Source organism: Haloplanus sp. GDY1 (assembly GCF_023703775.1).
GTDB lineage: Archaea > Halobacteriota > Halobacteria > Halobacteriales > Haloferacaceae > Haloplanus > Haloplanus halophilus.
Genome location: NZ_CP098514.1, coordinates 761,334 through 785,216 on the forward strand (window position 1 = coordinate 761,334; position 23,883 = coordinate 785,216).

General features: G+C 68.2%; 22 protein-coding genes and 1 pseudogene. 14 read left to right on the forward strand and 9 right to left on the reverse strand.

The features are described 5' to 3' along the window. Window positions 1-73: 73 nt before the first annotated feature. The 9 genes and pseudogenes from NBT67_RS04185 to purB form a co-directional block, all read right to left on the reverse strand. Window positions 74-1,285: pseudogene (locus NBT67_RS04185) on the reverse strand (ABC transporter ATP-binding protein); the annotation flags it as partial. Then, a complete protein-coding gene (locus NBT67_RS04190) occupies window positions 1,282-2,409 on the reverse strand; it encodes an ABC transporter ATP-binding protein (protein ID WP_251343553.1) in 1,128 nt (375 codons plus the stop codon). The pseudogene NBT67_RS04185 and the gene NBT67_RS04190, both read right to left, overlap by 4 nt. After that, on the reverse strand, window positions 2,406-3,569 hold the full coding sequence (locus tag NBT67_RS04195; protein WP_251343554.1) for an ABC transporter permease: 1,164 nt from the start codon (window positions 3,567-3,569) through the stop codon (window positions 2,406-2,408). Before NBT67_RS04195 ends, NBT67_RS04190 begins: the two co-directional genes overlap by 4 nt. Then, window positions 3,569-4,537 (reverse strand): ABC transporter permease, encoded by a 969-nt coding sequence (locus NBT67_RS04200; RefSeq protein ID WP_251343555.1) that lies wholly within the window; start codon window positions 4,535-4,537, stop codon window positions 3,569-3,571. Before NBT67_RS04200 ends, NBT67_RS04195 begins: the two co-directional genes overlap by 1 nt. Before the next feature lie 25 nt (window positions 4,538-4,562). Next, window positions 4,563-6,350 (reverse strand): ABC transporter substrate-binding protein, encoded by a 1,788-nt coding sequence (locus tag NBT67_RS04205; protein ID WP_251343556.1) that lies wholly within the window; start codon window positions 6,348-6,350, stop codon window positions 4,563-4,565. A gap of 146 nt (window positions 6,351-6,496) precedes the next feature. After that, window positions 6,497-7,063, reverse strand: coding sequence for a hypoxanthine/guanine phosphoribosyltransferase (hpt, locus tag NBT67_RS04210; RefSeq protein WP_251343557.1), 567 nt, complete (start codon window positions 7,061-7,063; stop codon window positions 6,497-6,499). 138 nt (window positions 7,064-7,201) lie between these two features. After that, window positions 7,202-7,765, reverse strand: coding sequence for a DUF7110 family protein (locus NBT67_RS04215; RefSeq protein ID WP_251343558.1), 564 nt, complete (start codon window positions 7,763-7,765; stop codon window positions 7,202-7,204). A gap of 106 nt (window positions 7,766-7,871) precedes the next feature. Further along, window positions 7,872-8,216 (reverse strand): glutaredoxin family protein, encoded by a 345-nt coding sequence (locus NBT67_RS04220; protein ID WP_251343559.1) that lies wholly within the window; start codon window positions 8,214-8,216, stop codon window positions 7,872-7,874. A 51-nt stretch (window positions 8,217-8,267) separates the two neighbouring features. After that, window positions 8,268-9,656 carry an adenylosuccinate lyase gene (gene purB / locus NBT67_RS04225; protein WP_251343560.1) on the reverse strand — a complete coding sequence of 463 codons (1,389 nt, stop codon included), beginning with the start codon at window positions 9,654-9,656 and terminating at the stop codon, window positions 8,268-8,270. A 90-nt stretch (window positions 9,657-9,746) separates the two neighbouring features. Between purB and purH the strand changes: the two genes are divergently transcribed. The 14 genes from purH to NBT67_RS04295 all read left to right on the forward strand — a co-directional run bounded on the left by purH (window position 9,747) and on the right by NBT67_RS04295 (window position 23,883). Beyond that, on the forward strand, window positions 9,747-11,324 hold the full coding sequence (gene purH / locus NBT67_RS04230) for a bifunctional phosphoribosylaminoimidazolecarboxamide formyltransferase/IMP cyclohydrolase (protein WP_251343561.1): 1,578 nt from the start codon (window positions 9,747-9,749) through the stop codon (window positions 11,322-11,324). A gap of 202 nt (window positions 11,325-11,526) precedes the next feature. Further along, on the forward strand, window positions 11,527-12,696 hold the full coding sequence (locus NBT67_RS04235; RefSeq protein ID WP_251343562.1) for a 5-(carboxyamino)imidazole ribonucleotide synthase: 1,170 nt from the start codon (window positions 11,527-11,529) through the stop codon (window positions 12,694-12,696). Continuing rightward, entirely contained in the window at window positions 12,693-13,307 is a 615-nt protein-coding gene (purE, locus tag NBT67_RS04240; RefSeq protein ID WP_251343563.1) for a 5-(carboxyamino)imidazole ribonucleotide mutase, read from the forward strand. The genes NBT67_RS04235 and purE overlap by 4 nt, the downstream gene beginning before the upstream one ends. A gap of 131 nt (window positions 13,308-13,438) precedes the next feature. Beyond that, window positions 13,439-13,852 (forward strand): NADH-quinone oxidoreductase subunit A, encoded by a 414-nt coding sequence (locus tag NBT67_RS04245; protein ID WP_251343564.1) that lies wholly within the window; start codon window positions 13,439-13,441, stop codon window positions 13,850-13,852. Next, window positions 13,849-14,556: an NADH-quinone oxidoreductase subunit B gene (locus NBT67_RS04250; protein WP_251343565.1), complete on the forward strand. Its 708-nt coding sequence runs from the start codon at window positions 13,849-13,851 to the stop codon at window positions 14,554-14,556. The genes NBT67_RS04245 and NBT67_RS04250 overlap by 4 nt, the downstream gene beginning before the upstream one ends. Beyond that, a complete protein-coding gene (locus NBT67_RS04255; protein WP_251343566.1) occupies window positions 14,553-16,211 on the forward strand; it encodes an NADH-quinone oxidoreductase subunit D in 1,659 nt (552 codons plus the stop codon). The genes NBT67_RS04250 and NBT67_RS04255 overlap by 4 nt, the downstream gene beginning before the upstream one ends. Beyond that, entirely contained in the window at window positions 16,211-17,335 is a 1,125-nt protein-coding gene (locus NBT67_RS04260; RefSeq protein WP_251343567.1) for a complex I subunit 1/NuoH family protein, read from the forward strand. Before NBT67_RS04255 ends, NBT67_RS04260 begins: the two co-directional genes overlap by 1 nt. Beyond that, window positions 17,335-17,796 (forward strand): NuoI/complex I 23 kDa subunit family protein, encoded by a 462-nt coding sequence (locus NBT67_RS04265; protein WP_248896717.1) that lies wholly within the window; start codon window positions 17,335-17,337, stop codon window positions 17,794-17,796. The genes NBT67_RS04260 and NBT67_RS04265 overlap by 1 nt, the downstream gene beginning before the upstream one ends. Window positions 17,797-17,859: 63 nt before the next feature. Further along, a complete protein-coding gene (locus NBT67_RS04270) occupies window positions 17,860-18,141 on the forward strand; it encodes an NADH-quinone oxidoreductase subunit J (protein ID WP_251343568.1) in 282 nt (93 codons plus the stop codon). Further along, entirely contained in the window at window positions 18,138-18,521 is a 384-nt protein-coding gene (locus NBT67_RS04275; RefSeq protein ID WP_251343569.1) for a proton-conducting membrane transporter, read from the forward strand. Before NBT67_RS04270 ends, NBT67_RS04275 begins: the two co-directional genes overlap by 4 nt. After that, window positions 18,521-18,823 (forward strand): NADH-quinone oxidoreductase subunit NuoK, encoded by a 303-nt coding sequence (gene nuoK / locus NBT67_RS04280; protein ID WP_251343570.1) that lies wholly within the window; start codon window positions 18,521-18,523, stop codon window positions 18,821-18,823. The genes NBT67_RS04275 and nuoK overlap by 1 nt, the downstream gene beginning before the upstream one ends. Window position 18,824: 1 nt before the next feature. Next, window positions 18,825-20,852 (forward strand): NADH-quinone oxidoreductase subunit L, encoded by a 2,028-nt coding sequence (gene nuoL / locus NBT67_RS04285; protein ID WP_251343571.1) that lies wholly within the window; start codon window positions 18,825-18,827, stop codon window positions 20,850-20,852. Beyond that, the gene (locus NBT67_RS04290) at window positions 20,849-22,381 is read left to right on the forward strand and encodes a complex I subunit 4 family protein (protein ID WP_251343572.1); all 1,533 of its coding nucleotides are present in this window, start codon (window positions 20,849-20,851) and stop codon (window positions 22,379-22,381) included. The genes nuoL and NBT67_RS04290 overlap by 4 nt, the downstream gene beginning before the upstream one ends. Further along, complete coding sequence (locus NBT67_RS04295) at window positions 22,381-23,883, forward strand: NADH-quinone oxidoreductase subunit N (RefSeq protein ID WP_425498918.1); 1,503 nt, start codon at window positions 22,381-22,383, stop codon at window positions 23,881-23,883. The genes NBT67_RS04290 and NBT67_RS04295 overlap by 1 nt, the downstream gene beginning before the upstream one ends.

Here is a 23,883-nt window from a genome sequence, read left to right on the forward strand (position 1 = left end):
GCGTCGCCACCCACACCCGGAACCCCTTGATCGCCGCCCACTCGTCGGCCGAGAGGGCCGTGTCGCCGGGCACGAGACCCGGACGCTCCCGTCGACACACCGTCGGGAAGGCCTCGGCCAGTCGGTCGGCCGCGCCGTCGACGTCCTCGACGACGATCCGATCCAGCGCGTCCGACAGCGCCGCCTCGGCGCGCGCGTCCGCCAGTTCGGAGGGGACGTCGAACTCCTCGCGGATCGCCGCCCGCACCGCGTCCGGGTCGGCGTCGGCGGGGTCGTCGCCCTCGGCGGCGTACTCGCGGACGGCGTCGACGTCGATGCCCTCGGTGGCGACCCGCAGGCGGAGGTTCAACACCGACCGCCACGTCGACTCGTCGAGGTCGTAGTCCTCGTCGAGGATCACCTCGGGACACCGGGTGTGGAACCGACAGCCCGGCGGCGGATCCGAGGGACTCGGCACGTCCCCGGTGAGGTTCGTTCCCTGCCCCCGGCGCCGCGGATCGGCCACCGGCGTCGATCCCAGCAGCGCCCGCGTGTACGGGTGACGGGGATCCTCGAACAGGTCCTCGGTCGGGGCCGTCTCGACGATCTCGCCCAGATACATCACCGCCACCCGGTCGCACACCTCGCGGACGACGCCCATGTCGTGGCTGATGACCAGGATGGCGAGGCCGAACGCCTCCTGGAGGCGGTCGATCAGGTCGAGGATGTCCGCCTGCACGCTCACGTCGAGCGCGCTCACGGGTTCGTCGGCGACGATCAGGTCGGGGTTGATGACCAGCGCGCGCGCCAGCCCGATCCGTTGCTTCTGCCCCCCCGAGAACTCGTGGGGGTAGCGGTCCACGTCGGCGGCGTCGAGTCCCACCCGCTCCAGCAGGTCGCCGACGATGCGCCGCCGGCGCTCCCGGTCGCGCATCCCGTGGACCCGGAGCGGTTCGGCCACCGACTCGCCGACGCTCATCCGCGGGTCGAAACTCGACGTGGGGTCCTGGAACACCATCTGGGCGCGGCGCCGGAACCGCTTGAGCGCCGCGTCGTCGTACGCCGTCACGTCCTCGCCGTCGAAGACGACCCGGCCGTCGGTCGGCTCCTCCAAGCGAAGCGCCGCCGTCGCCGCCGTCGACTTCCCACACCCCGACTCGCCGACGAGGCCGAGCGTCTCGCCCCGGTCGACGGTGAAGCTCACGCCGTCGACGGCGCGCACCCGCCCCACCTCGTTCCGGAGGACGCCCTCGGTGATGGGGTAGTGTTTGGTCAGCCCCTCGACGTCGAGCAGGGGTCGGGTCATCGGTCGGACGTCCCCCCGTCTCCGCTCCCGTCCCCCTCGCCGGCGTCGACGCCCGCCTCCCCGTCGTCTACCGACCGTCCGCCGTCGGCGGTGCGCGTGTCCTCCGCCGCCACGGTCGGTTCGTCGTCGCCCCGGACCACCGACGGGTCGCCGCCGGGTTCGTAGTGGACACACGAGACGACGTGGTCGGCGTCGCCGTCGACGGGGGTGTCGGGGGGCTGGTCGCCCGCCGCGCAGGCGTCGACCGCGTACGCACACCGGGGGTGGAACCGGCAGCCGTCGGGGGGATCGGTCGCCGAGGGGAGCCGACCGCCGATGGAGGTGGCGCCGTCGCCGCGGCCCGGCAGGCAGTCCAGCAGCGCGCGGGTGTAGGGGTGGGCGGGCCGTTCGAACACGTCGAAGACGTCGCCCCGCTCCATCACCTTTCCGGCGTACATCACGACCACGCGGTCGGCCACCTCCGCGACGACGCCGAGGTCGTGGGTGATCAGCAGGACGCTCATGTCGAACTCCGCCTGTAGCTCCCCGAGCAGTTCGAGGATCTGGTTCTGGATGGTCACGTCGAGGGCCGTCGTGGGTTCGTCCGCGATCAGCAGGTCGGGGTTGGTCGCGAGCGCCATCGCGATGGCGACGCGCTGTTTCATGCCGCCGGAGAACTCGTGGGGGTAGTCGTCGAACCGGCGGGTGGCCTCGGGGATGCCCACCCGGTCGAGGAGGTCGACCGCCCGGTCGCGGGCGGCCTCGCGGGAGACGTCCTCGTGGAGTCGGATCGCCTCGACGATCTGCCAGCCGACCGTGTAGACCGGGTTGAGCGCCCCCTGGGGGTTCTGGAACACGTGCGCGATGCGGTCGCCCCGGAGGTCCCGTAGCGCGCCCTCCGAGAGGGTCGTGAGGTCCCGCCCGTCGAAGACGATTTCGCCGTCCGCGATCTCCCCGGGGGGCGTCCGGATCAGTCGCGTGATGGACTCGCCGGTGACGGTCTTGCCGCTCCCCGACTCGCCGACCAGACAGACCGTCTCGCCGCGGTCGACGTCGAAGCTCACCCCGTCGACGGCGCGGACGACGCCCTCGTCGGTGTGGAAGACGGTTCGCAGGTCGCGGATCGAGAGGAGCGGGTCGCTCATGTTTCCTGCCTCGGGTCGAGCGCGTCGCGCAGCGCGTCGCCCATGAAGTTGAACGCGAGGATGGTCGTAAAGAGGAACACGCCGGGGAACGTCGACACCCACCAGGCCGTCGAGAGGTCGCTCCGTCCGTTGGCGATCACCTGCCCCCACGAGGGGACGGTGGGGTCGCCGAGCGAGAGGAAGGAGAGCGACGCCTCGAAGAGGATGAATCCCGGGATCAGGAGGGTGGCGGCCGTGATGACGCTGTTGGAGACGTTGGGGACGAGATGCCGACGGATGACATAAAGCGTCCCCGCGCCGGCGCTCCGGGCGGCCGTGATGTACTCCTCCTCGGCCCGCTGGAGCGCCTCCGAGCGGACCAGCCGCGCGATCGATCCCCACCCCGTCAGCCCGAAGATGACGATGAACATGAACAGGCTCCCGCCGAACAGGTAGGTGAGCAGGAGATAGAGGAAGAAGGCGGGAAAGACCAACTGGATGTCGACGTAGCGCATCAGGAGTTCGTCGACCAGGCCGCTCCCGTAGGCCGCGACGGTGCCGACGGTCGTTCCGATGGTCACCACCAGCAGCGTCGAGATGAGGCCCACCTTCATGCTCACCTGCATGCCGTAGATGACCAGGACGAGGATGTCCTTCCCGTCGCCGGTGGTGCCGAGCGGGTGGGCCATGGTCCCGTGACACCGGCCGTTCGCGACGTCGCCGAGGCAGTCCACCGGCACCGACGCGTCGATGCTCGTGAAGACGGGGGGCTGGTAGGCCTGGTCCAGCGCGAGGACCGGCTTGTCGAGGAACAGGGGTCCGACGACGCCGATCAGGAAGACGACGAGCAGGTAGCCGAGGCTCAGGACGGCCATGCGGTTCTTGCGGAACTCCCGCCAGTAGTAGGCGGTCAGCCGGCGGTTGTCGTACAGCGGGACGGCGACGTAAAACAGGAGCGCGAGGAGCGTCGACACGAACAGCCAGTCGAGTTGCGTGACGTCCCAGGCGACCGGGACCGTGATCGTCGGCCGACCCTCGGGCAGGACCGCGTAGTCGTAGAGGAAGGCGGCGACGACGCCGAGGGCGGTCACGAGCGCCCACCGGTCACGGCGGGACAGCGTCGACAGCCGACTGTCCGTCTCCGTCCAGTCGACCGACTCGAAGGTGTCTTCACCCCCCATCAGCGATCACCGTAGTCGATCCGCGGATCCAGGACGGTGTAGGCCACGTCCTGAACGAGGTTGCCGATCACCGAGATGAACGTGAAGATGAGCGTCGTCCCCAGCACCAGCGACGTGTCCTGAGCGATGATGGCGTTGTACGACAGTTGACCGAGGCCGGGGATGCCGAACACCACCTCGACGAGGTAGGACGCCGCGAGGAAGATGCCGAGGATGTCGCCGACGAGGATGGTCATCAGCGGCACCGCCGCCGGCCGCAGGATGTGGCGGGTGAGAATGCGGTAGCCGTCCGCCCCCTTCGATTTCGCCGTCTTGACGAACTCGGCCTCGACGTACTCCAGCGCCTCGGCCCGCGAGTAGCGCATGACGCCCGCGATGGTGCCCGTCACCAGGACGACCACCGGCAGGACGAGTTGGCGCGCCATCGCGAGGCTCAGGAAGGGCACGTCCGAGTCGAAGACGACGGGGAACCACCCGAGTTGGACGCCGAACACCAACAGGAGGATGATGGCGAACCAGAAGTTGGGGATGGCGTACCCGAAGAAGGCGAAGAAGGTCGCGGCGTAGTCAGAGCGGGTGTACTGGTGGGTCGCGGAGTAGAGGCCGATGGCGAGGCCGAGCAGGACCGAGAGGATCGTCGTCGGCACGGAGTAGACCGCCGTGTAGGGCAGCGCGCTGGCGATGGCCTCGGTGACCGGCTGAGAGCGGCTCTGTGACCACCCCCAGTTGAGCGTCACCATGTTGAGCATGTACTCGCGGTAGCGCACCCACGGCGAGCGGTCGAGGCCGCGCCGCGCCTCGAAGGCCTCCTCGGCGGCCTCCGCGGACCCGCCGCTGGCGGCGGCCTGGAACTGCATCTGTTCGGCCGCCGGGTTCGGCGTGACCGCGAGCAGCCCCCACGTCAGCGAGAGGATGAGGTAAGTCGCGACGACGGCCCACACCACCCGTCGGACCACGTACCAGCGCATGCTCACCGATGCGATGCCCCCCGGATCACGCGAAGTACCACGTCTGGGAGTCCCAGCCCGTGTTGAACTCCTCGCCGTACCCCCGGACGTTCGACGCGTACCCCGTCACGCTGGACGGCATGGCGAGGAAGCCGAAGGGCTGTTCCTCGCTGATGAGGCCGAACGCCCGCCCGAAGAGTTCGCGGCGGCGCTCCTCGTCCGTCGTCGCCGACGCCTCCTCGTACAGTTCCGCGATGTTCGCCTCGGGGTAGTAGCCGTAGTAGTTGATGCCGCCGCGCTTCTCGAAGAAGCCCTTGCTGGAGGCGGGCGTGAAGGGATAGGTGTTGAACTGGAGGTTGATCGACATGTCCCACGGCTCGGCGCTGGTGGCCACGTCCCGGGGACCGCCGTTGAACACCCCCGCGGTCCACTCCGGATCGACGCCCTCCGGCGCCGACGTCCGGACGTAGTTGCTCTGGAACGTCGACGAGGAGACGGCCTGCGGTTGCACGTCGATGCCGGCGTTCTCCCCGAATTCCTGGGCGATGTACTCCGCGATGGTGCCCTCGGTCGGCTGCCCGGAGTCGTAGTAAATCGAGAGCGTCACCTGCTCGCCGTCGCCGTCGACGAGTCGCTCCCCGTCGTAGGCGTACTCGGTGTCCGACAGCGCGGATCCCAGCCGGGACCGGGTGGCCTCCGGCCCGTAGCGGTCGCCGACGCCGAACTCCCGAACCTCGCTGTCGTCGTACCAGTCCGACCACTTGGGCTGCATCGTCTGGGCCACGTCGGCGTACCCGCGGAGGACGTTCTGAACGACCGTCTCCTTGTTCACGGCGAAGGCGAGTGCGCGTCGAACCGCCTTCGAGCGGAACGGCTCCCACCCGTTCGCGCGCATGTTGTAGACGATCAGGCGGAGGAACGGCTGGGGCGTCACGTTGACCGTGACGTTCGGCAGGTTCTCGAAGCGGTTCGCCTTGTCCGGCGGGATGCCCGCGGAGTCGACTTCGCCGGATTCGAGCGCCCCGAGGCGCGTGCTCTCCTCGCTGATGACCCGGACGGTCTGCTGCTCGAAGTACGGCGCTCCCCGGAAGCGTTCGGGAACCTCGTCGACGTCCTGCAGGTAGTAGTCCTCGTTGCGGGTGACGGTGTAGCGGGCCGAGCGCTCCCAGGTGTCGTACGTGTACGGCCCGAGGTTGCCGGTGTAGGCGAGCGTGTTGAGTTCCTCGTCCTGCTGGAGGCCCTCGGTGTCCCGGTTCGGAACGTACTTCTCCAGGATTTCCTTGGGAATGCACTGCTGGCGCCAGAGGATCGGCTTGAACGGCAGCGAGGGGTCGACCTGGAACAGCCGGATCTCGAAGGTCAACTCGCCCGTCTGCTCGACGGGGATGGGTTCCGGCTGCCCCGACTCGGGGTTCATCCGGAACCAGGCGTCGGCGTTGGGATACCCGCTCCAGTTCGGCCGGGCCTGGAAGACGTTCTCGATCATGTAGACCCAGTCCTCGGCGGTCATCTGCCCGTAGCCGGCACCCCACTCCAGGTTGTCCCGGAGCTCGATCTCGTAGACGCGCCCGTCGTCGGTCGAGTAGTCGCCCCACAGCGGGAAGATCTCCCGGTCGGGCTTGATCGCCCAGATGCCATCGAGGGTCGCCGTGACGAACGATCCCGACGTGGCGTCCGCGATGGTCAGCCAGTTGAGCGACTGCGCGTCGACGCTCGACGCCGAGACGTACGTCCCGTCGACGCTCCGATCGGTGCTCCCCGTGCCCGAATCGTTCCCGTCCCCCGAACACCCCGCGAGACCGGCGACGCCCGTCACCCCCAGAAGCTTCAACACGTCGCGGCGTCCCCGACGTCCCCGACGCTCCGCCGTGTCCGGAGTACCCCGGCGGTCGTTACCAGACGGCATACCTTCTCAAAACGGCGGTGCGCACTAATACCCATCGGTCAGCAGAATCGCCCGACGCCAGCGAGGTGTGTCGATTACCCGTCGCCGTGCGGATCGACGATGATGACTTCGCCGTCCTCGACGGTGACGTTGATGAGCGTCTTGACGCTGTAACCGGCGTCGTCGAGGTCGTTCGGCCCCGCCTTCTTGATGACCGCGACCACGTCGATCACCTCGGCGCCGATGTGTTCGAGGGCGTCGAGGATGGCCTTCATCGTCCCGCCCGTCGAGAGCACGTCGTCGAGGACGAGCACCCGGTCGCCCGCCTCCACGTCGTTGATGTACATCTCGCTCTCCGAGTAGCCCGTCTGGGCCGACAGCGACACCTCGCCGTCGAGGCCGTACTGCCGCTTCCGGATCACGACGAGCGGGATGTCGGTCATCAGCGAGACGGCCGTGGAGATGTGGATGCCCATCGCCGCGGGCGTGACGATCTTGTCGATGTCCTCCAGGTCTGCCTTGCGGATGATCTTGATGACGATTTCGCGCAGGAGTTCGGGCCGCAGCATCGGCACGCCGTCACTGACGGGGTGGACGAAGTACTCGTACTCCCCTTTCTCGATGATCGGCGCGTCGAGAAGCGACTGCCGCAACTGGTCCATGTCGACCGTACCGAACGTCGAGAATAAAAGCTGGCGGTTCCCGTGGCGTGGGTCGTCTCGAGTGAGACGTCGTGCCCGGTGCCCGTCCGCGCCGACCCGTCGGCTACCGAACCGTCGACCCGTCTCGGCGCGACGCGATCAGTCGCTGATGAACTGGTTGTCCCGCCAGTTCACGCCGTTTTTCTCGGCCTGGGACTGGCTGGGATTCTCGACGACTTCGACCGAGGCGGGGCGCTCCTCGCCCTCGACGATCCGCGTCGCCTTGAGTTCGTCGTCCTCCTCGACGATGGCGGTCAGCGTGCCCTTCTCGGCCATCCTGGCGATGTCCCGGAGGACGAGGAACATGGGGTACTGGAGCGCGGTGTTCTGGAGTACCGTCTCGCGGTCGCCCTTGAAGCAGGCGAACTCGACGAGTTCCGAGGGGATCTCCTCCTCCTCCTCCTGCCAGGGACCGCCGGCGCGCGGCGGTTCCTCCTCGTAGACCCGCGTCTCGGTGACGCTGGCTTTGAGCTGGGCCGTCGGGGTGTACTTGCTCAGGTCCTCGTCCTCGGCGACGGCCTTCAGGATGAGCGTGTTGTTTCGTCGAGTGAGCGTTACGTCCGCGATTTCGGGGGGGAGGTCGGGGTCCCCCTCGAAGTAGTCCTGCACGTCTTCGAGTGGCAGTTCGAGCGTCGAATGGAGTCGATATACGCGGCCTGACATAGTTTGTTCTCGGCGAGGTGGCACCACTACGCCCGTCTACCCGTCCGTAGGGGACGTGTGCTTATATGACCTACTGTTCCCGTTGCGCGACGAACACGTCGGGGGATCACTCGCCCGCGAGCGTCGCCTCGAGTTCGCCCCGCTCGTCGAGTTCCGCGAGGACGTCGCTCCCGCCGACGAACTCCCCCTCGACGTACGCCTGGGGCGTCGTCTCCCACCCGCTGTGGGATTCGAGCGCGTCCCGGAACTCCGGCAGCGCCGGCAACACGTCCACCGTCTCGAAGTCGTCGACGTACTGGTCGATCAGTTCGAGCGCCCGCTGGGAGTACCCACACTGGGGCATGAGCCGGTTGCCCTTCATGAACAGCACCACGTCGTTCTCCTCGATGGCCGCGTCGACACGCGCCTGTACGTCCTCGGCGTCGAGGTCGCTCCCGGGTTGGAACGTCATGCCGACACGTACGGCGCCACGAGTAAAAGGGGTTGCGCAACCCGAGGGAGCTTACTCCTCGAGTCCCGCGAGCGACGCCGCCACGCCGGTGTACCCCGCCGGCGTCAGCGCCCGAAGCTCCTCGCGCACCGACTCGTCGACGTCCAGGTCGTCGAACAGGGACCGGAAGTCCTCGAGGCTCACCCGCTCGCCCCGGGTGAGTTCCTTCACCCGCTCGTAGGCCTCGGTGTCGCCCTCGCGGCGGAGGATCGTCTGGACCGCCTCGCCGATCACCTCCGGCGTCGCCTCCAGGTCCTCGCGCATGACCGTCTCGTTGGGGACGACCGTTCCCAGTCCCGTCTCGGCCTTGCGGTAGCCGATGAGACAGTGGCCGAGCGCCGCGCCGACGTTCCGCTTGACCGTCGAGTCCGAGAGGTCGCGCTGGAGGCGGGAGGTGGTGACGTAGTCCGCGAGGAAGGTCAGATCCGCGTTCGCCTTCGAGAGGTTGCCCTCGCTGTTCTCGAAGTCGATGGGGTTCACCTTGTGGGGCATCGTCGAGGATCCCGTCTCGCCCTCGACGGCCCGCTGCCCGAGGTAGCGATCCGAGACGTAGCGCCACGCGTCCCGGTCCAGATCCAGGAGGACGTTGTTGACGCCGCGGAGGGCGTCGAACAGCGTCGCGAGGTCGTCACAGGGGTTGATCTGCGTCGCCAGCGGCGTGTGCTCCAGGCCGAGGTCGGCGACGAACGCCCGGGAGAAGCCCCGCCAGTCGACGTCGGGGTAGGCGGCGACGTGGGCGGCGTAGGTACCCGAGGCGCCGGCGAGTTTGCCCGAGAGGCCGGCCGCCGCGTCCCGAACGCGGCCCATCGTCCGCCCGAGGCGGGCGGCGTACACCGCCATCTCCTTGCCGAACGTCGTCGGCGTCGCCGGCTGGCCGTGGGTGCGGGCGAGCATCGGCGTGTCGTCGTACTCGTGGGCCATCGCCGTCAGTTCCTCGCGGACGTCCGAGAGCGCGGGCAGGAGGACGTCCTCGACGGCCGGCCCGACCAGCAGTCGGTGCGCGAGGTTGTTCACGTCCTCGCTGGTCAGCCCGAAGTGGATCCAGGGGTGCAGCGACTCGTCGGTCCGAGTCCGCAGGAAGTACTCCACGGCCTTCACGTCGTGGTTGGTGGCGTCGTACCCCTCGGCGCCCTCGGTTTCGAGGCGCTTGATCAGGCGGGCGTCGTCGGCGCCGAACGACTCGTAGCAGTCGCGCAGCGCCGCCCGCCCGTCGGCGTCGACGGTCAGGGGCGTCGCCTCGAGGTCGGCAAGGGCCAGCAGGTACTCGACTTCGACGCGAACCCGCGCCCGCATGAGCGCCGACTCGCTGGCGTACGGCACCAGCGGTTCGGTGTACCGCGCGTAGCGCCCGTCGAGCGGAGAGACAGCCGCGAGCGGGTCGCTCCGTGGCAGATCCGTCATAGCCGGGACTGGCCGTGGACGACGCAAAAGCGTACCGATCCCCCCGACGATGTCGCAACTGTTTTTCCCACGCGCGCGCCTCCCTCGACCATGCTCCGAATCGCGGGTCTCGCCGGCAATCGCGGACGGAACCTGATGCACATCGCGGATCTGGCGCCCGGCGGCGCCGAGGTGGCCGTCGTCTGCACGGACGGCGAGTCGGCGCCGGTCCTGTCCTCGGCCGCCGACCGCGGCATCCCCACGGAGGTGGTCGCCCGCGGCGACGACGAGTCGACGGCCGACCACGAGTCCCGACTGCTTGACCGCCTCGACGACTACGAGTTCGACCTAGTCTGTATGGACGGCTACATGCGCGTCCTCTCGGCCGACCTGCTCGACGCCCTGCCGACGACGCTCAACGTCCACCCCTCCTTGCTCCCGTCGTTCCGCGGCGACGACGCCCACGAACAGGCGCTCGCGGCGGGCGTCCGAACCACCGGCTGCACCGTCCACGTCGCCACCGAGGACCTGGACGCCGGCCCCATCGTCACCCAGGAGGCGGTACCGGTCCACGAGGGCGACGACGCCGACGACCTGAAGCGCCGGGTCCTCCACGGCGCGGAGTTCAAGGCCTACCCCCGCGCAGTCAGGTGGTTCGCCGAGGACCGCGTCACCGTCGGCGACGACGGCGTCACCGTCGAGGGCGACGAGGCGGGGCAGTTCCCCGCCCGCCGCGTCGTCTCCGACGACCGCAGTCGGACGCTCCGCTACGGCGAGAACCCCCACCAGGACGCCGCGCTGTACGCCGACGCCGCGAGCGACGACGCGAGCGTCGTCCATGCCGACCAGTTGAACGAGGGGGCGAAGGCGCTCTCGTACAACAACTACAACGACGCCGACGCCGCCCTCGACCTGATCCGGGAGTTCGAGGAGCCCGCGGCGGCGGTCATCAAACACACCAATCCGGCGGGGTGTGCGACGGCCGACACCCTCGCCCAGGCATACGACGACGCCCTCTCGACGGACGCCATGAGCGCCTTCGGCGGCATCGTCGCCCTCAACCGCACCTGCGACGCCGCCACGGCCGACGCCATCGTCGAGTCGTTCAAGGAAGTCGTCGTCGCGCCCGGCTACACCGACGGCGCCCTGGACGTCCTCGCCGAGAAGGAGGACCTCCGGGTGCTGGACGTGGGAGCGCTGAGCGACCGGGAGGCGACGCTCGCGGAGAAGCCGCTGACCGGCGGCCGCCTCGTCCAGGAGCGCGACGACTGGGCGCCGACCCGCGAGGACCTGGAGGTAGTCACCGAGCGCCACCCCACGGAGGCGGAGTTCGAGACGATGCTGTTCGCGTGGCGGACGCTGAAACACGTCAAGTCCAACGCCGTCCTCTTCGCGTCGGGCACGGAGACGGTGGGCATCGGCATGGGACAGGTCAGCCGCGTCGACGCCGTCCGACTGGCGGCGATGAAGGCCGAGGAACACGCCGAGGGGAAGTCCGCGGCGGGGGCCGTGATGGCCTCGGACGCCTTCTTCCCGTTCCCGGACGGCGTCGAGGAGGCCGCCGAGGCGGGCGTCGAGGCGGTCGTTCAGCCGGGCGGGTCGGTCAACGACGAGGACGTGATCGCCGCCGCCGACGACCACGGGATGGCGATGGCGTTCACCGGACGGCGGTGCTTCCGGCACGATTAGTGCCGGAAGTCAGCAGGGCGAGCGCCAGCGAGTCCTGCGCGATTTCAGACACGACTGACGGGAGTGTCTGAAGCTCGCCGCGCGAGCGGTAGCGAGCACGGCGGTGTTTCCGGCACGATTAGTGCCGGAAGTCAGCAGGGCGAGCGCCGGCGTCTCGGCACGGGTGACAACGTTTAAGCGCGGCTCGCTATCAGGGTCACCCATGACGACAACCGTCCCCGGACCGACGCTCGGCGTCGTCGGCGGCGGCCAACTCGGTCGCATGCTCGCCGAGGCGGCCGCACCGCTCGGCGTCGAGGTCGTCGTCCTCGATCCGACGCCGGACTGCCCGGCCGCGCCCGTCGCCCGCGACCAGATCGTCGGCGGCTTCGACGACCCCGAGGCGATCGGTCGGCTGGCCGAGCGGACCGACGCGCTGACCTACGAGATCGAACTCGCCGATCCGGACCACCTCGCCTCCGCGAGCGCCGAGGCCGGCGTGCCGGTCCACCCGACGCCCGAGACGCTGCGGACGATCCAGGACAAGTTCGCCGAGAAGGAGATGCTGAGCGAGGCGGGCATTCCCGTGCCCGCGTACCGCCGCGTCGACTCCGTGGCCGACCTGCAAGCCGCAGTCGAGGAGTTCGGCGGCGTCATGCTGAAGGCCCGGGAGGGCGGCTACGACGGCCGGGGCAACGTCCCCGTCCACGCGGCCGACGAGGCCGCGGACGCCCTGCGTGAGGCCGTCGGAACGGCCGAGGATCCCGCCGCGCTGGCGGAGACGTTCGTCGACTTCGAGCGCGAACTCTCGGTCATCGGCGTCCAGGGCGACGGCGAGGTGCGGACCTTCCCCGTCGGGGAGAACGTCCACGAGGCGGAGATCCTGCGGGAGACGGTCGTTCCCGCGCGCACCAGCGAGGCGGTCGCGGAGCGCGCCCAGGCGGTCGCCCGGGACGTCCTCGACGCCCTCGACGGGCGCGGCGTCTTCGGCATCGAACTGTTCGAGACGAGCGAGGGGGAGATCCTGGTCAACGAGATCGCGCCCCGCCCCCACAACTCCGGCCACTGGAGCATCGAGGGCGCGGTCACCTCGCAGTTCGAGCAGCACGCCCGCGCGGTACTGGGGTGGCCGCTCGGCTCGACCCGCCAGCGCGCGCCGACGGTGAGCGCCAACGTCCTGGGGACGGTCGAGGAGCCCCGTCCGGCGCGCCTCGGGAACGTCGAGCGCGTCCTCGAACGCGAGGCGGCCCACCTCCACTGGTACGGCAAGGACGAAGTGCGCCCGCTCCGCAAGATGGGTCACGTGACCGTGACCGACGAGACGGGAGGGTCGGAGCCGACCGCCCTCCTCGAATCGACACGCGAACTGCGCGACGAACTCGGCTTCCAATGACCGACGTCAGCGACCTCGTCGACGACCTGCACGCACAGGCCGAGGCGGACGCCGACCCCGAGACGACCCCGGAGGTGGGGATCATCATGGGTTCGGACTCCGACCTCGACACCATGGCGGGCGCCTACGACGCCCTGCGGGAACTGGGCTTCGCGGAGCAGACGAACTACCACGACGCCCCCGAGGCGCGCTTCACCTTCGAGAGCTACGTCGTCTCGGCCCACCGCACTCCCGACCTGATGTACGCGTACGGGGAGACGGCGGCGGACCGCGGCCTCGACGTGATAATCGCGGGGGCGGGCGGGAAGTCGGCGGACCTGCCGAACATGACCGCGTCCATCGCCTACCCGCTGCCGGTGATCGGGGTGCCGGTCCAGGAGAAGTCGGTCGATTCCGTGATCGGCATGCCGACGGGCGCGCCCATCGTCGCCGTCGACGCGGGCAAGTCGTACAACGCGGCGCTGTCGGCGGTCCAGATCCTCGCGCGCGAACACGGCGAACTCGTCGACCGACTCGACGCCGAACACGCGGCGCTGCGGGCGGACGTGGCGGACGTCTCCCGGGATCTCCACGACCTGGGGATCGACGGCTTCCGGGACCGCCACGAGTAGTTCGAGGCGGCCGCCGTGACAGGCCGTGAATCGGCCGAATACGGCCGCAAAATCGGCCGACAGGACCGAATGGCATAAATCAACGCTTATGGGGGAGCACTCCTAATCGCCAGGACGACAGGAACCAAGGTATGAATCAGTGGATAGCAATCGGTGCGCTCGGCCTCGTGGGCATCGGCATCCCCATCGGCATGATGGTGGTGTCGGCGCTCCTCCGGCCGACCGTCACCGAACAGGGAAAGACCGTCATCTACGAGAGCGGCGAGGTGCCGACGGGGACGGCGCACGTCCAGTTCAACATCCAGTACTACATGGTCGCGCTGCTGTTCGTCGTCTTCGACGTCGAAACCGTCCTGATCTTCCCGTGGACGATGATCTATCGGTCCGCGCTGGAGCAAGGGGCGACGCTGACACAGACCCTCGTGCCGATGCTGGTGTTCATCGGCGTCCTCGTCGTCGGCCTCGTCTGGGCGTGGCGGAACGGTGCGGTCGAGTGGGTCAAGAGTCCGCGCGCGTCCCGCCGTAAAACCGAGAGACAATCATGAGTAGCGAACAGGAACGATTCGTCACCGACACAAGTCAGGTAGGGAGCGAGACACGCGACGCCCGGATCGGGTCCGGGGGCACCGACAACCGGTTCAACTCGAAGCTTCGGGAGGCCTTCGGCTCGTCGCCGTTCATCCTCACGAAGTTCGACCGGTTCATGGAGTGGGTGCGTGGCTCCTCGATGTTCATGCTACAGTTCGGCATCGCCTGCTGTAGCATCGAGATGATGCACACCTACGCGGTCAAACACGACCTCGACCGCTTCGGGGCCGGCGTGCCGCGGGCGTCGCCGCGGCAGGCCGACGTGATCATCGTCCCGGGGACCATCGTCTCGAAGTTCGCCCCGCGGATGAAGCGCGTCTACGACCAGATGCCCGAGCCCAAGTTCGTCGTCGGCATGGGGTCGTGTACCATCTCCGGCGGGCCGTTCCAGGAGGGGTACAACGTCGTCAAGGGCGCCGAGGAGGTCATCCCGGTCGACATCCACGTTCCGGGCTGTCCGCCCCGACCCGAGGCGCTGGTCTACGGCGTCGCGAAGTTGCAAGAACGCATCGCCAACGGCGAGAGTTCGCCGGTCACGGTCAAGCCCTACGAACTCGAACAGTTCGGCGACCTCGACCGCGACGAAGTGGTCGACAAACTCGCCGAGGAAATCGACGAGGACGACCTCGTCATGCGGTACAACTGGGCCGACTCGCCATGAGTCTGGAAGAATCCACGCCGGACACGGTCGAAGAGACGACGGCCGAGGAACTCGAGGACCTGCTGGGCGATCTGGTCCTCGACCGTGACGACCACCTGAACGCGCCGGGCTTCGTCGTCCGACCCGACGAGGTACAGGAGACGCTCTTCCGCCTGCGCGACGAGGCGGGGTTCGATCACTGCTCCTGTGTCACGGCACAGGAGTACGAGGACCGCTACGAGTCCATCTACCACCTCAGGAAGTACGACGACCCGACCGACGAGGTGAGTGTCGTCGTGCCGACGCCGACCGACGATCCCGTGAGCGAGTCGGCCGAACCCGTCTATCGCACGGCCGACTGGCACGAGCGCGAGGCCTACGACCTGGTGGGCATCGAGTACGAGGACCACCCCGACCTGCGGCGCATCCTCCTGCCCGAAACCTGGCAGGGCCACCCCCTCGGCCGGGACTACGACCAGGACCGACCCCAGGTCGTCCCCCTCCGCGAACACGCCAACCCGCTCCAGGAGGACCACGCGAGCGACGCGGGCGACACGATGTTCCTGAACATCGGCCCGCACCACCCGGCGACCCACGGCGTCCTCCACCTCAAGACCGTCCTCGACGGCGAGCAGGTCGTCGACGTGGAGTCCGACATCGGCTACCTCCACCGGTGCGAGGAACAGATCTGTCAGCAGGGCACCTACCGCTACCAGATCATGCCCTACCCCGACCGCTGGGACTACATCTCGGCCGGCCTGCTCAACGAGTGGGCCTACGCCCGCGTGGCGGAGGACCTCGCGGACATCGAGGTGCCCGAGTACGCGCAGGTGATCCGGACCATGGGCGCCGAACTCTGCCGGATCGCGGCGCACATGCTCGCGGTCGGCACCTTCGCGCTCGACGTCTACGGCGACTTCACCGCCATCTTCATGTACGCCGTCCGGGACCGCGAGAAGGCCCAGAACATCCTCGAGGAACTCACGGGCCAGCGGCTCATGTTCAACTACTTCCGCCTCGGCGGGGTGGTCTGGGACCTGCCCGAACCCCGCGACGAGTTCTTCGAGATGGTCCGGGACTTCCTCGACGACCTCCCGGAGGCCCTCGAGGAGTACCACGACCTCATCTCGGCCAACGAGATCCTGCAGGTCCGCACCGTCGACACGGGCGTCCTGCCACCCGAGGTGGCGAAGAGCTACGGGGCCACGGGGCCAGTCGCCCGCGGGTCGGGGGTCGACTACGACCTGCGACGGGACGACCCCTACGGCTACTACGACGAACTCGACTGGAACGTGGCCGTCGAGGACGGCTGTGACAACTACAGCCGTCTCCTCGTCCGCCTGCGAGAGGTCGAGGAGTCCGCGAAGATCATCGAACAGTGCGTCGACCTCCTGGAGGACTGGCCCGAGGACGACCGGACGATCCAGTCCAACGTCCCCCGGACCATCCGCCCGGACGACGACGCCGAAATCTACCGCGCCGTCGAGGGCGCCAAGGGCGAACTCGGCATCTACATGCGCGCGGACGGCACCGAGAAGCCCGCCCGATTCAAGATCCGGAGCCCGTGCTTCTCGAACCTGCAGACGCTCCCGGAGATGTCGAACGGCGAGTACATCCCCGACCTGATCGCCTCCCTGGGTAGCCTCGACATCGTTCTCGGCGAGGTGGACCGCTGATGGACGGGCTACTGCTCCAGTCGGGGACGACCACCCCGACCGGGACCGCGAACGCGACGGCCAACGCCTCCGCGGCCGGTCCCGTGACGACGCTGCCCGAGACGATTTCGGGCGCGCTCGGTCTCTCGGGCACCCTCGGCGACGTGGTGGGCGGCCTGATCGGCGCCTTCCTCATCGCCAACATCATGCTCGGCATGACGGCGCTGGCCGGGCCGTGGGCCAAGCGGAAGATCACGGCCGCCTTCACCGACCGGATCGCGGTCAACCGGATCGGGCCCTTCGGCCTGCTGATCATCGTCGCCGACGCGGTGCGCCTGCTGTCGAAGGAACTGATCGTTCCGGACGGCGTCGACCGCCCGGCGTGGGACATCGCGCCGATCGTCCTGCCGTTCTCCGCGCTGCTGGGCTTCGCGGTGATCCCGCTGGGGAGCGGCCTCCAGCTCGCCGACCCCGAGACGGGCATCGTCTTCGCGTTCGCCGCCGCCTCCATCGCGTCGCTCGGCCTCGTCATGGCCGGCTACGCCTCGAACAACAAGTACTCGCTGCTGGGGTCGCTGCGCTCCATCGCACAGAACCTCGCGTACGAGATCCCGCTGGTCGTCACGGCGGCGTCGGTGATCATCTTCGCCGGCACGCTCCAGACCAGCGAGATCGTCGCCGCACAGACCGAGACGCTGGTGTCGGTCGCCGGGGTGGCGATTCCCGCGTGGTACGCCTTCGTCAACCCCTTCGCGTTCGTGCTGTTCGTGCTGGCGAACCTGGCGGAGATCGGTCGGAACCCGTTCGACATCCCCGAGGCGCCGACCGAAATCGTCGCCGGGTACCAGACCGAGTACTCCAGCGTCTACTTCGTGCTGTTCTACCTCGGGGAGTTCATCCACATCTTCCTGGGCGGCGCGCTGATCGCCGTCCTCTTCCTCGGTGGGCCGGCCGGTCCGGTCCTGCCCGGGTTCGTCTGGATGGTCATCAAGATGTGGGCGTTCTTCCTGTTCACGCAGTGGGCCCGGTCGGCGGTCCCGCGCGTGCGTATCGACCAGTTGATCGAAATCGGCTGGAAGGGGATGCTCGTGCTCTCCTTCGCCAACCTAGTGCTCACCGCAATCCTCGTCGGAGTGATCGCGTAATGATTGGAATACTGAAAGGCATGGCGACGACGATGAAACACGCGCTGGACGGCAAGACGTTCACCGTCGAATATCCGGACGTGGCGCCGGAGGTCAGTCCGCGGTTCCGCGGCGTCCACAAGTTCAGCCAGGAGCGGTGCATCTGGTGTCGACAGTGCGAGAACGTCTGTCCGAACGACACGATCCAGATCGTCCAGGACGACCAGCGCAACGGCGAACAGTACAACCTCCACATCGGGCAGTGCATCTACTGCCGGCTCTGCGAGGAGGTGTGTCCGGTGGACGCCATCCTGCTCACCCAGAACTTCGAGTTCACGGCCGACACCAAAGACGACTTCGTCTACAACAAGGAACAGTTGAAGAACGTCCCGTGGTACAAGGGCATCGACCCGCTGGAATCCCGCAATCCCGACCGGAGCGCGTGGATCGGCGAGGGCGACGGAGAGATCGACTACCAGTGATGTCCGGGCCGGCACTGCGCCGTCTCGAAACGTTCAAAGGAATACCTCAAGCAAACTCAAGCAATGGTGTATGAAACGATCGCGTTCGCGCTGTTCGCCCTGATCACACTGGGCTGCAGCCTGGGCGTCGTCCTGGTCGAGGACGTGTGGCACTCCGCACTCCTCCTCGGCGGCGCCCTGTTGAGCGTCGCGGTACATTACGTGATGATGCAGGCGGAGTTTCTCGCCGCCATGCAGATCCTCGTCTACGTGGGCGGGGTGCTCATCCTCATCACGTTCGCCGTGATGCTCACGAAATCGACCTCGGCAGCGGAATCGACTTCCACGGAGGTGCGTGAGACGTGACGACGAAGCCGAAACTCAGGACCGGCTCGCACCTGCTTCCAGGCCTCGCGGCCGTCGCGCTGTTCGTCGTGCTGGCCGCGGCGATCGTCCGTGCCTCCTTCGGCGACCCACAGGGGTTCGCCGCGGACGCCCCGATCACCGCGAGCATCGGGTACGCGATGTTCAACCTCGACATGGGCGCAGTCCCGGGCGAGGGGATGATCGTCGCGTTCATCCTCATCGCGGTGGTGCTGGACGCCGCACTCGACGGGGCGCTCCTGCTCGCGAAACGCGAGGAGGAAGGGAGTGCCGTCGCGCTCCTCGCCGACGGCGGCCGGCAGGTCCGCGACCGGCTCCGTGACGATACGGAGACGGACGCGGACGAGGGAGGTGACCGCTGATGGTCCCGGTCCAGTGGTACCTCCTGCTCGCCGCGGCCGTGTTCTGCATCGGCCTGTTCGGCATCCTGACCCGACAGAACGCGCTGCTGTTCCTCATGTCGGTCGAACTGATGCTGAACGCGGCCAACATCAACCTCGTGGCCTTCTCGGCCTACTGGGGGAACGTCACGGGACAGACGTTCAGCCTGTTCACGCTGGCGCTCGCCGCCGCGGAGGTCGCGGTGGGCATCGGCATCATCCTCGTGTTGTATCGCAACTTCGGCGATATCGACGTGACGCTGGCCAAGGAGATGAGGTGGTAAGATGGTCGGAGCATTCGACTACGCGCCCGCCATCGTCCTCCTCCCGTTCCTCTCGTTCCTCGTGTCGCTCGCGGGCGGGAAGTACCTCCCCAAGGGCGGCGCGTTCGGCGGCATCGCCGCCACCGCGGGGTCGCTCGTGCTGTCGGCGTGGGTCTTCCTGACCGTCAGCGACGGCAACGTCTACAACGCCACCCTCTACGAGTGGGCCACGGGCGTCGGCGAGGAGACGGCCACCCTCACGTTCGGCCTGCTGCTCGATCCGCTGGCGGCGATGATGCTGCTCATCGTCTCGCTGGTTTCGCTTCTGGTCCACGTCTTCAGCCTCGGCTACATGAACGACGAGGGCGAGACCGGGCTCCCCCGGTATTACGCCGGCCTCGGCCTCTTCACCGCCTCCATGCTCGGGTTCGTCGTCGCCGACAACCTGCTCATGGCGTTCATGTTCTTCGAACTCGTCGGCCTCTGTTCGTACCTCCTGATCGGCTTCTGGTTCCGCGAGTCGGGGCCGCCGAGCGCCGCGAAGAAGGCGTTCCTCGTCACCCGGTTCGGCGACTACTTCTTCCTCGTCGGCGTCGTCGCCGTCTTCGCCACCTTCGGCACCGCGAAGTTCGCGGGCGAGGGAGCGTTCCCGGTGCTCGCGGAGGAGGCCCTCGCCGGGTCCGCCGAGGCGGTGACCACCTTCGGCTTCGCGCCGGAGACGTGGTTCACCATCCTCGGCCTGCTGATCCTCGGCGGCGTGATCGGGAAGTCCGCGCAGTTCCCGCTTCACACCTGGCTCCCGGACGCCATGGAGGGTCCGACGCCCGTCTCCGCGCTCATCCACGCCGCGACGATGGTCGCGGCCGGCGTCTACCTGGTGGCGCGGATGTACGGCTTCTACGCGCTTTCCCCCACCGCTCTCGGCATCATCGCGCTGGTCGGCGGGTTCACCGCCCTCTTCGCCGCGACGATGGGCGTCGTCAAGCGGGAGATCAAGCAGGTCCTCGCCTACTCCACCATCTCGCAGTACGGCTACATGATGCTGGGGCTGGGCGCCGGCGGCTACGTCGCCGCCACCTTCCACCTCATGACCCACGCCTTCTTCAAGGCGCTCCTGTTCCTCGGCGCTGGCTCGGTCATCATCGCCATGCACCACGACGAGGACATGTGGAACATGGGCGGGCTCAAAGAGGAGATGCCGGTGACGTACTACACGTTCCTCGCCGGTTCGCTCGCGCTCGCGGGCATCTTCCCCTTCGCGGGCTTCTGGTCGAAGGACGAGGTGCTCTACGAGACGCTCATTCACGGGCTCGGGGGGGCGCCGCTCCTGCTGGCGGGCTACGCGATGGGCCTCGTCGCCGTCTTCTTCACCGGCTTCTACACCTTCCGGATGGTCTTCTTGACCTTCCACGGTGAGCCCCGGACGGAGACGGCGGCGGACCCACACGGCGTCCGCTGGAACGTGAAGGGGCCGCTGGTCGTCCTCGGAATCCTCGCCGCCACCACCGGGGTCGTCAACATGGTGCCCGTCGAGAAACTGCTCGGAATCACGGGCATCGACTTCCTGCACCAGTGGCTCGACGGCGGCTTCGAGGCGCTGACTGCCCACCACTACGGCGACGTGCTCCCGTACTCGTCGGCCTACATCGGCGGGGAGACGACGACCGTCGCAGTCGGTGCGGCCGTCTCGCTTGGCCTCGCGCTCGCCGGAGCGGGGCTCGCTCACGTCCTCTACAACAAGCCCAGCCCCGCCGAGCACACGGAAAAACTCGGCTCGATCAAGACGCTGTGGTACAACAACTACTACCAGGACGAATACCAGGTCTGGATCGCCGAGTCGGTCGTCCTGCCCCTCGCACGGCTGGCGGATAAGTTCGACCAGGGCGTCGTCGACGGCGTCGTCGACGGCGTCTCGTCGGTGAGCCTGTTCGCCGGAAGCCGCATCCGGCGGCTCCAGACCGGACTGGTGACGAACTACGCCGCGCTCCTCACCCTCGGGCTGACGGCGTTGCTGGTGGTCTTCGGCGTCATGGGAGGGTGGTTCGCATGATAATCGAAGCGCTGATCGCCATCACGTTCGTCGCCTCGATGGCCGTGTTGCTGGCCCCGGACGAGTGGGCCGGCCGCCTCGCGGCGGCGCTGAGCCTGCTCCCCGTCGCGGGGAGCCTCTACATGTGGAGTCGCTTCGACGCGACGGGCAACGCCCTCACCGGCGGTGACCTCGCGTTCGAGACGATGATCCCGTGGCTGGAACTCGGTGGGTACACGATCAACTGGCACGTCGGCGTCGACGGCATCGGCCTGCCGCTGGTGGTGCTCACCACCGTCCTGACGACGCTCGCCATCGTGAGCGCGTGGACCCCGATCGACGACCGCCAGTCCCAGTTCTACGGGCTGATGCTGTTCATGGAGGCGAACCTGCTGGGCGTGTTCACCGCGCTCGACTTCTTCGTCTGGTTCGTCTTCTGGGAGGCCGTCCTCCTGCCGATGTACTTCCTCATCGGCGTCTGGGGCGGCCCGCGGCGGAAGTACGCCGCGATCAAGTTCTTCGTCTACACCAACGTCGCGTCGCTGGCGATGTTCATCGGCTTCGTCGCGCTGGTGTTCGGCCTGGGCGACTCGGTGTCGTCGCTGGACATGCCCGCCATCGCGCAGGCGTTGCGCGCGGGCGAACTCGGGTCGTTGTACGGAATTCCGGCCGCGACGCTGCGGAGCGTCGCCTTCGTGGCGATGTTCCTCGGCTTCGCGGTGAAGGTGCCGGTCGTCCCCTTCCACACGTGGCTGCCGGACGCCCACGTCGAGGCGCCGTCGCCGGTGTCGGTGATGCTGGCGGGCGTCCTTCTGAAGATGGGGACCTACGCACTGCTGCGGTTCAACTTCACGATGCTGCCGGAGACGGCGACGGCCTTCGTCGTCCCCATCGCCCTGATCGCCGTCGTGAGCGTCATCTACGGTGCGATGCTCGCGCTGGCCCAGCAGGACCTCAAGCGCATCGTCGCGTACTCCTCCGTCTCCTCGATGGGCTACGTGATCCTCGGCCTCGTCGCCTACACCACCTACGGGGTCGGCGGCGCGACGTTCCAGATGATCGCCCACGGCCTCATCTCCGGGCTGATGTTCATGTCGGTCGGCGTCATCTACAACGCGACCCACACCCGGATGGTGGGCGACATGTCCGGGATGGCCGACCGGATGCCGGTCACCGTCGGCATCCTGGTCGCCGGCGCCTTCGGCTACATGGGCCTGCCCCTGATGGCCGGCTTCGCCGGCGAGTTCTTCATCTTCAAGGGCGCCTTCGCGTCGACGGTGCACGCGGCCATGCCGCTCTTTACCGCCGTCGCGATGTTCGGCATCGTCGTCGTCGCGGGCTACCTGCTCTTCGCGATGCAGCGGACCCTCTTCGGCTCGTTCCGCCTGGAGACCGACTACGAGGTGGGCCCGGCCGCGCTCCACGAGACGGCGCCGCTCGCCGTCCTGCTCGCGACCATCATCCTCCTCGGGGTCGCGCCCGACCTCTTCTTCGGGATGATCCAGGACGCGGTCGATCCCCTCCTCGACTTCGGAGGTGACCTCTCGTGATCCCCATCCAGACACAACTGCCGACGTGGACGGCCGTCGCGCCGACGCTGCTGCTCGGCCTGACGGCGCTCGTCCTGTTCTTGGCCGACAGCATCGACCCCGACTCCACGCGACCCACGGCGCTCGCCGGCATCTCGGTGCTCGGGAGCGTCGCGGCCCTTGCCGTCGCCGGCTGGTTCCTGCTCGCCGGCACCGGCCAGGAGGGCGGCGCGATCGAACTCTACGGTGGCTCCCTCGTCGTCGACGGACTGAGCCTGTTCTTCACGGTTCTCTTCGCGAGCGTCGCCGCCATGGTGTCGCTCGCGAGCTACGACTACCTGCGTGGCCACGCCTACCAGGCGGAGTTCTACTCCCTGGTGATGCTGGCCGCGACGGGGATGAGCCTCATGGGGTCGGCGGGGTCGCTGGCGACGGTGTTCGTCAGCCTCGAACTCGCGTCGCTGCCCTCGTACGCCCTCGTGGCCTTCCTCAAGGACAACCGGGGGAGCGTCGAGGCGGGGCTGAAGTACTTCCTCGTCGGCGCCGTCTCCTCGGCGGTGTTCGTCTTCGGCATCTCGCTCGTCTACGCCGCCACCGGCTCGCTCCTGCTGTCGGACGTCGCCGGAGCCATCGGATCCGCGGGTGACCTCGTCGGCATCGCGGGCGTGGGCGTGGTCATGATCGCCGGCGGCTTCGCGTTCAAGACCGCCTCCGTGCCCTTCCACTTTTGGGCGCCGGAGGCCTACGAGGGCGCCCCGGCACCCATCAGCGCCTTCCTCTCGTCGGCGTCGAAGGCGGCCGGCTTCGCCGTCGCGTTCCGCGTCTTCGCCGTCGCCTTCCCCATCGAGTCGGTCGTGCCCATGGGCATCGACTGGCCTCTCCTGTTCGCCGTCCTCGCCGTCATCACGATGACGGTCGGCAACTTCGCGGCGGCGACCCAGGAGAACGTCAAGCGGATGCTGGCGTACTCCTCGGTGGGCCACGCCGGCTACGCGCTGATCGGCCTCGCCGCCCTCTCGGGCGGCGGCCCCAACGGGAACGTGATGGGCGCGAGCATGGCCCACCTGCTCGTCTACGGGTTCATGAACACCGGTGCCTTCCTGTTCATCGCGATGGTCGAACACTGGGAGGTCGGCCGCACCTTCGAGGACTACAACGGGCTGGCGACCCGGGCGCCGGTCGCCTGCCTCGCGATGACCGTGTTCATGTTCTCGCTGGCCGGCCTGCCGCCCTTCGGCGGGTTCCTCTCGAAGTACGCCCTCTTCTACGGGGCGATCCAGGGCGGCTTCTGGTGGCTCGCCGCGGTCGGTGCGATCAACAGTGCCCTGTCGCTGTTCTACTACTCCAGGGTCGTGAAGGCGATGTGGATCGAGGACCCCTCGGGCTCCTTCGACCTCGGATCGACGCCGCTCGGCCTCTACGCCGCGGTGATGGTCGCCGCCGTCGGCACGCTCCTGCTCCTGCCGGCGTTCGGCCCCGTCGTCGAGACGGCACAGAGCGCCGCCACGGCGCTGTTCGCGTAG